This window comes from Actinospica durhamensis, from assembly GCF_018139695.1.
GTDB lineage: Bacteria > Actinomycetota > Actinomycetes > Streptomycetales > Catenulisporaceae > Actinospica > Actinospica durhamensis.
Genome location: NZ_JAGSOG010000354.1, coordinates 1 through 7,476, shown reverse-complemented (window position 1 = coordinate 7,476; position 7,476 = coordinate 1). Strand labels below are relative to the sequence as shown.

The 7,476-nt window shown below is 71.2% G+C and carries 7 protein-coding genes; 3 read left to right on the top strand and 4 right to left on the bottom strand.

The window, feature by feature from the left end:
• The coding region (locus KDL01_RS37135) for a class I SAM-dependent methyltransferase (RefSeq protein WP_368861728.1) at positions 1–263 on the bottom strand (263 nt) is incomplete at its 3' end.
• Between the two features lie 324 nt (positions 264–587).
• On the opposite strand from KDL01_RS37135, the gene KDL01_RS37130 reads away from it, so the two are divergent.
• From KDL01_RS37130 to KDL01_RS37120, 3 genes are all read left to right on the top strand, one after another.
• A complete protein-coding gene (locus KDL01_RS37130; protein WP_246577527.1) occupies positions 588–1,514 on the top strand; it encodes an alpha/beta fold hydrolase in 927 nt (308 codons plus the stop codon).
• A gap of 113 nt (positions 1,515–1,627) precedes the next feature.
• Entirely contained in the window at positions 1,628–2,266 is a 639-nt protein-coding gene (locus KDL01_RS37125) for a TetR/AcrR family transcriptional regulator (protein WP_212533402.1), read from the top strand.
• Between the two features lie 11 nt (positions 2,267–2,277).
• The gene (locus KDL01_RS37120) at positions 2,278–3,111 is read left to right on the top strand and encodes an ATP-grasp domain-containing protein (protein ID WP_212533401.1); all 834 of its coding nucleotides are present in this window, start codon (positions 2,278–2,280) and stop codon (positions 3,109–3,111) included.
• On the opposite strand, the gene KDL01_RS37115 is transcribed toward KDL01_RS37120, so the two are convergent.
• From KDL01_RS37115 to KDL01_RS37105, 3 genes are read right to left on the bottom strand one after another with little or no spacing between them, the layout of a single operon-like run.
• Complete coding sequence (locus KDL01_RS37115) at positions 3,096–3,449, bottom strand: hypothetical protein (RefSeq protein ID WP_212533400.1); 354 nt, start codon at positions 3,447–3,449, stop codon at positions 3,096–3,098. The genes KDL01_RS37120 and KDL01_RS37115 overlap by 16 nt on opposite strands.
• Entirely contained in the window at positions 3,446–4,438 is a 993-nt protein-coding gene (locus KDL01_RS37110) for a glycohydrolase toxin TNT-related protein (RefSeq protein WP_212533399.1), read from the bottom strand. Before KDL01_RS37110 ends, KDL01_RS37115 begins: the two co-directional genes overlap by 4 nt.
• A gap of 1 nt (position 4,439) precedes the next feature.
• Positions 4,440–7,349: an ATP-binding protein gene (locus KDL01_RS37105; protein WP_212533398.1), complete on the bottom strand. Its 2,910-nt coding sequence runs from the start codon at positions 7,347–7,349 to the stop codon at positions 4,440–4,442.
• Positions 7,350–7,476 lie beyond the last annotated feature (127 nt).

The following is a 7,476-nucleotide window of genomic DNA, read 5'->3' as shown; positions in this document are numbered from 1 at the left end:
AGTTCGAGCATGCCTTCGTCCGCGTCGAGCGCGGTGACGCGGGCGCCGCGGGCGCCGCGGGCCAGGGTGGCAGCAGCCACTGCGCCGGTCCCGGTGCCGACGTCCAGAACGCGGGTGTTCGCGCTCACCTCGGCGGCGTCGAGCGCGAAGGGGACGGTGTACGCACAGAGGCGGGCGAGGCCTCCGTCGTAAGCGGAGGCACGCCCGGCCCATTTGAGCCGCTCCGCCTGGTCGAAACCCGTCTTCTGCGTTGCCGTGGTCAAGGCCCGCACCTCTTCGTGTTAACCGCGTGGCTGACGGGGCAACACATTAGTTGATCATCAGACCGATCGGCGCGCCGTGATCAAAACCGGTCCGCCGGCTTCCGCGGCCGACGGGCGGCCGGGTACCGAACGGCCGGGTGGCTGAGCGATCTGCTGGCCCAACGCAATCAGTCGGCCCGTAACGCCGCTGAGCAGAGGGCCAAGAGGTCGGCGAAGTCGGGCAGGGCGGCCAGAGCAGCTCGGCGCAGGCGGTGAGGCGTAAGTGCGAGCTACATACCGTCATGAGAGTGGACTTGCACGAAGTGCCACGGGCGGACTATCGTCATGAGAGTCAGCTCTTATGAAGTCTGCGAGAAGGGCTCCACCATGACCACCACCGGCTCCCCCAAGCCCACCACCACGCCCACCGCACCTGCGTTCACCGCCACACCCGCCACACCCGCCGCGAAGTCACGGACGATCGAACTGCCCGGCGGCCTGCCGCTGACGATCCAGGAATTCGGCGAGAACACCGAGGGCACCGCCGTCCTGGTGCTGCACGCCGGCTCGGGTCCGCGTACCGTGGCGGGATTCTCGGCGGCGTTGTCCGAGCACGTGTACGTCATCACGCCCATCCATCCGGGATTCGACGGCACCGCGCGCCCGGACGGCTTCGACTCGGTGGCCGACCTGGCCACGGCCTACCTGGACCTGCTCGACGCGCTCGACCTGACCGGGGTCATGGTGGTGGGCAACTCCGTCGGCGGGTGGATCGCCTCGGAGATGGCGCTGCGCGACAACCACCGGCGCATCGGCTCCCTCGTGCTGGTCAACGCCGTCGGCATCCACGCCTACAAGCAGGAGAACCGGGTCGTGGACGTGCGCACGCTCGACCCGGCCGACCTCGGCAAGCTCTCGTTCGCGAACGCGGCGTTCCGGCCGGACTTCTCCACGTTCAGCGACGAGCAGCGCGCGGCCGCGGCGGCCAACCAGCGCACGCTCGCGGTGTACGGGGGCGAACACTTCGTCTTCGACCCGAAGCTGCGGGCCCGGCTGCACCGGGTGAGCCTGCCCGTGCTCGTCGTGTGGGGCGAGCAGGACGGCGTCGCGCCCCTCGGCTACGGCCGCGGCTTCGCGCGCGCGTTCCCCCACGGCCGCTTCGCGCCGATCCCGGAGGCCGGGCACTTCCCGCAGCTCGAGCAGACCGGGGCCACCCTGGCGGCGATCTCCGACTTCGTCGACCAGGTGGTCAAGCCGGACGAGCAAGGCTGAGCAGCGCGGGGCTGGGCAGCGCGGGGATCGGGCAGGACGGGCGGCGCCGAATCCGGTCGCCGGGGTGGTGGACCAGCATAGGATTCAGGCCCATCGAGCTACAGGAGGTACCGATGACCGGCCGGGTCAACCAGAAGCTGCGCACGCGCACCGCCATTGTGGAGGCGGCGGCCGAGCTGAGCCGGACCGGTCGTGAGGTGACGATGCCGGAGGTGGCCAAGGCGGCGCTGGTGTCCGAGGCGACGGCGTACCGCTACTTCCCCGATCTGGCGAGCCTGCTGAGCGAGGCGATCACCGGCCAGCTGCCCACGCCCGAGGAAGCGCTCAGACCGGTGGCCGACTCCACCGATCCGGTCGAGCGCATCGCCGTGGCCACGGAGTTCCTGCTGCGCCACGTCCTGGCCCGGCAGGGGGTGGTGCGCGCCATGATCGCGGCCACGATCGCGCGCCCGGGCGAGGCCATCGCCCGGCCCGGGCTGCGCTTCGGCTTGATCGATCACGCGCTCGCCCCACTCACGGACCACGAGCCGATCGACCCCGCCGCGCTGGCCCAGCTCAAGCGGGATCTGGCCGTCGTGGTCAGCGCCGAGGCGCTGTTCAGCCTCATCGATCTCTACCGGCTCGAGCCCGAAGCCGCCATCGCCAGCATCGTGCACACCGCGACCACCCTGACCGGCGCGAGCCTCCCGCATGGCCGGAAAGGTGCAGGCCCTAACATGCAGACAGAGACATCAGATCGAAGGACAAGCTGAGGAGATGCCCGATGGATCGCCGTAGGGTGCTGTTCGTGACCGACCTCGCCTATCCGGCTCAGGGGCGGCGCTACTGCGACGAGGACATCTTCCTGACTTCCCGGCTGCGCGAGGCCTTCGACATCGCGCTGTGCCACCCGCTGGACGCTGCCGCGTTGATGGACGGCTTCGACGCGGTCGTGGTCCGCAACAGCGGGCCGGTGCTGCACTACCAGAGCGAGTATGACGCCTTCCGCAGGCAGGCCGCCGCGCGCGGCACCCGGGTGTACAACCCGCTGTCCGGCCGCGGCGACATGGCGGGCAAGCAGTACCTGCTGGACCTGTCCGCCGACCGGCACCCGGTCATCCCCACCATCGACCGGCTCGAGGACCTGCACCTGCTGCCCGAGGTGGATCAGTACGCGGTCAAGCCGAAGGTGGGCGCGGACTCCATAGGCCTGGTCTTCGTGCCGCGGGAGCAGCTGGCGGGTCTCGCTTACGGCGACATCCTGGTCCAGCCGCGCATCGACTTCCGCTACGAAGTGTCCTTCTACTTCGTCGACGACGCCTTCCAGTACGCCCTCTACGCCCCCGATCCCGAGCGGCGCTGGGTGCTCAAGCCCTACCAGCCCACTGACGCCGACCTCGCCTTCGCGCGGCACTTCATCGACTGGAACACCCTGGACCACGGCATCCAGCGGGTCGACGCCTGTCGCACCCGAGACGGCGAACTGCTTCTCGTCGAGCTCGAGGACCTCAACCCGTACCTGTCACTGGAGCTGGTCTCCGATCAGACCCGTGACTCCTTCGTGGCGAGTATGACCGCGTCCCTCCACCGGTTCCTGGACGCTCAGCCGGCCTCCTGATCGCCACCGCCGTCCGGCGCCGTGCCGGGCCTGCGGGCCGCCCCGCCCGGGATCTGATTGCGCGGATCGCGCATCCAGTCGTACACGGGGTCGGGCGGAATTTCGGGGTTCGTGCTGGGGCTGCGCATGATCTGCGCGTAGAAGGCATCGCAGGCTTCCGCCTCGGTCGGGTACAGCGTCTCTCCGGTGCGCTCGCCGCGCTCGGAGTAGTACACGGCCCAGCTGTCCGGGCGTTCCTCCAGGCACAAACGCTCACTCGGCAGGCCGCCGTCGAGCGAGTAGGCGGCCGGACGCACGCCAGCCGCGGCAAGGGCGGCGGCGAGCTCCGCTTTGGTCAAAGTAGCTCCTTACGGTTATACAGTTCTTCCAGTTTGCCACCCACAACCAGACTGTCGACGGAGGTCGGCAGTTTGTGCTGCACGCCGAGGCCCTCCTGACCGAAATACGGCGTACAGACCGACTGCTTCGTCGGAATGTCCTCGGTCGCACGCATGACCTTGTATTCGCCGGCTTGGGCTTCCGGGGGCATCGAGCGCGCGCCGAAGTCGGTGCCGGCCGGGGCGACGTACGTGCCCGAGCCGTCCCCGTACCGGTCGACGAGCTGGCCCTTCGATATCACGCCCGGGCTCACCTCACCATTGAGCGCGCCGTCGGGCTCCGGATAGTTCAGCTTGAGATTCGGATCGCGTGCGGGATCGGGCGGATTGTCCTTGTCCCCGTCCGGCCGCGCGTTCGGGTCACGCGGCGGCGGCGTGTCCAGTCCCCGCCCGTTCTCGTCCGCGACCTTGGCCATGACCTGGTCGAACTGTGCCCGTTCGGACTCGGACATGGCCGCGATCTTCTCGCGGTTGATCAGTACGTCCCCGGCGTGCTCGGGCAGGCCGGGATGGCGGTCGATTACCGGGGCGGACTCGGTGCGGTCGGCGGGCTCGATGCGGTTCGCGGGCTCCGGGTTCGGGTTGAAGTGGGCGTTGTCCTTCTCGGGCCGGCGCGGCGCGGGGACGGCGTCCGACTTCTGCTCCGTCTCCGGTTTCGCGGCCGGTTCCACGATTTCCTGTTTGACAGGGTTCTGTTTGCTTTCCGGCGTCTCCGTCTTCGCCGGGTTCGGTGTCTCCTGATTCGCCGGGTTCGGTGTCTCCTGCTTCGCCGGGTTCGGCGTTTCCTGCTTCGCCGGGTTCGGCGTTTCCTGCTTCGCCGGGTTCGGTGTCTCGGGCTTCGCATTCGACGCGTTCGGATCGAAGTCCACGTTCTTCTGATCCGTCTTCGGTGCGCTCTCGGCGGCGGGCTTGGGGGCTTTCGGGACCTCTGCCGCGGTCTTGTCGCCCATCTCACTCATCGCTGAAGTCCGGCTCCGCCTCGTGCGCCGCCGCAGCGCCCGCGGCGCGCTGCGCCTGCGCGAACTCCGGCCAACGCTCGCGCACCTGCTGGGCCCAGGCCGCCGTGTGCGTCCACTCCAGTCGGCGGCCGAGGTGCACGACGACGCAGGCCTCGTAATCGGCCAGCCGCTCGCTGTCCGGTTCCAGCACATCCGGCAGTTCGGCCGGGGCGGTGTCGGCGGCCGCGCGGCCGAGCCAGCCGAGGGTCTGCGCCCACCAGTCCTTGCGCTCCGCCTTGGGCAGCGTGCGGAACTCGGTGACTCTGCGGTCCAGTTCCTCGGCCGCCGACGCGGTGGCGACCGGCTCGGCGTTGCCGCGGTAGAAGCAGCGGTGCGCGCAGCCGGTGCAGTCGGGGAACGTCGTGAGCGCCGCGTCCGCGTCCGGGATCTCCTGGATGAAGCGCTCGAACCGTGCCCGCAGCGCCGGGGCGCCGGCCAGCGGGGCACGGCGCAGGCCCTCGGCCCGCGCCGCCTCGCCGCGCACGTCGGGCACCTGCACCAGCACCGGACGGTCGAGCCGGTCGTGGTAGACGTAGCCGGAGAACGGGGCGAGCGCGGCGGCCTGGCGCTCCTGGTCGGGGTTGAAGCGCATGGTGGCGCCGATGGTCTTGCGGTCGTCCTCGGCCGGCAGCCGGTGCATCACCTTCAGGTTCGAGTTCTTGTACGCGTCCTCGATCAGCTTGCCGGGCACCTGTTCCACCACCACCACGCCCTCGCCGTACTTGCGGTTCTCGGCCAGCGTGTTGGCGAACCGCGCGGCCGCGGCCGCCTGCGCGTCCCCGTCCTTGCCGCCCGACGACGCGCCGGCCGGACGCCCGAGCAGCCGGTGCGCCTCCTCGATCACCATCACGTGCCGCGTTCCCGAGGCCGGCTCGCGGTTCGCCTTGTAGTACTCGGTCAACGCCGACAGCAGCAGGGCCGTGACCAGGGTCTGCTCACGCTCGTTGTCGCCGAGCGCGGCCAGCTCCACCACCACCGGCCGGTCCAGCAGCGCGGCGACCGGGAAGGAGCTCGCGCAGTCCAGCGTCGCGGCGCAGGCCCCGTAGGCCAGGCTCTGCGCCCGCAGCTGCGCGGCGGCCTCGATGTTGGCGCGCACCTCGCCCTGGTAGCCGAGCTTGGCCACCTCCTCGGCCAGGCAGTCGCTGAACTCGGCCAGCCGCGGCCAGCGGCCTGCGTACCGCGCGGAGGAGCGTTCGGACGGCACGATGCCGCGGCTGCGGTAGAGCGCGAGCAGTGCCCTGTCATAGATGGCCGGGAGCGGGTCCCACAGGCCGAAGGCCGCGTCGAAGCAGGACTTCAGGCCGCCCATGTGCGCCTGCACGCTCACCCCGGGCGGCGCCTCGAACGGGTTGAGCCGCAGCGGCGCGGTCCGCTCGTCCCCGACCGTGAGCACCAGCAGGTCCTCGAAGCCGGGCCGGGTGGCCAGCCAGCGGTAGTCGTCGAGTTCCGCGTTGACCGGCTCGATCACCAGGAACGGGATCCGGTGCTCGCGCCACAGCTGCTCGCAGAACGCCAGGGTGGAGTTGGTCTTCCCGGAGCCGGGGGCGCCGACGAACAGCGCGTGCCGGGTCAGGTCCTCCACCGCGATGCCCAGCCGCCCGGCCGCGCGCCCCTCGCTCAGCTGCTCGCCCAGCGCCACGTGGCCGTCGCCGAACTCGTACTCGATCAGTCCGGCCGCGGCCGGTCGTCGTACCGCGATGCCGGGCAGCGCGCCGGTGATCGCGGCGGGCAGGCGCAGCGCGGCGACCGCCTCGCCCGGGTCGACCAGCTCGCACAGGCTGCGCAACAGCGGCTGCGGGGCGGTGGGCTGGTCCCGGTAGTAGTCCCGATCCCAGCGCAGGTGCTCGATCGCGGCCACGTTGTGCCAGGCGGCGGCCAGCTCCTGCTCGTCCGCCGGGCGCACCATCCGGTAGGCGGGCCCAGAAAAGCTCTCCGCGAGCACGCCGCCGCCGTGGCCCGAGGACCCGGCCGTGGTGGACGGGGAGATGGCGCGGCCGACCAACTCGCCCAGGCCGTCCGGGATCGGCGCCGGGCTGGCCAGGGTGATGCGTAGCTTGAATACCCGTCCGGCGTAGCGGCGGGCCGCGTCGGCGAAGACCTCGTGCGCGTCCACGGCGAAGGCGTCCGCGGTCAGCTGCATCCGCGCGGTGAAGATGTTCTCCGGGATCTCGCCGGCCGAGGCGAGCCGGTCGTAGACGGTGGCCAGCTGGTGGAACGCGTTGATCGCGTCCTGGCCGGTCTCGGCCGGGATCAGGCCGACCGAGAGCAGCACCGGGGCGGGCTGGGCGGCCAGCGCGCGCAGCACCGGCTCCCAGGACGCGGGCGTGACGGTGAAGGGCTGGATCATGAAGTAGTACGGCATGTTCGCGTCCGGGCGCTGCGGTATGCCGGACCAGATCCGCTTGCGGATCTCGACCACGCCGCGCGGGTGCGGTGCGAACGGGCTCAGCGCCGCACCGACCTGCGCCGCGTCGGTGAGTTCGACCGCGTGCACGTGTTGGGGCAGGGTTCTGGCAAGGTGGCGGCGCAGCCCGAGCGCGGCCGGCAGCGCGGCCTCGCCGCCGACCGCCGCGACCCGGCCGAGGACGGTGCAGCCGATCCGTCCGGTGGCCGGGTCGCTCAGGTAGCGCAGGTCGTAGCGCTCGAGGTGGGCCTGCTCCCACAGGCCGCCGACCCAGGCGCGGTCGGCCGCCGCGACCATGTCCAGCCGTTCGTCCTGGTTCAGGCTGCGGAACTGCTCGGCCTCGGTCAGATCGGCGGCGGCGTCGATGCGCACCCCGGTCCAGGCGTAGGTCCACGCGCCCGCGGCCTGGGTCAGCAGGCCGGCATCCCGCTCGGCGCGCGGGTCTTGCGGCGAAGTCACGGCGGCTCCTCGGTCGCTACGGGGTCTCGGGTACGGCGGCTCAGCCCTCTGCGACGGGCGCGACAGGCGCGACAGGCGCGACAGGCGCGGCCGACGGGATCGGGGAGACCGGCAGCGGGGCCGGGGC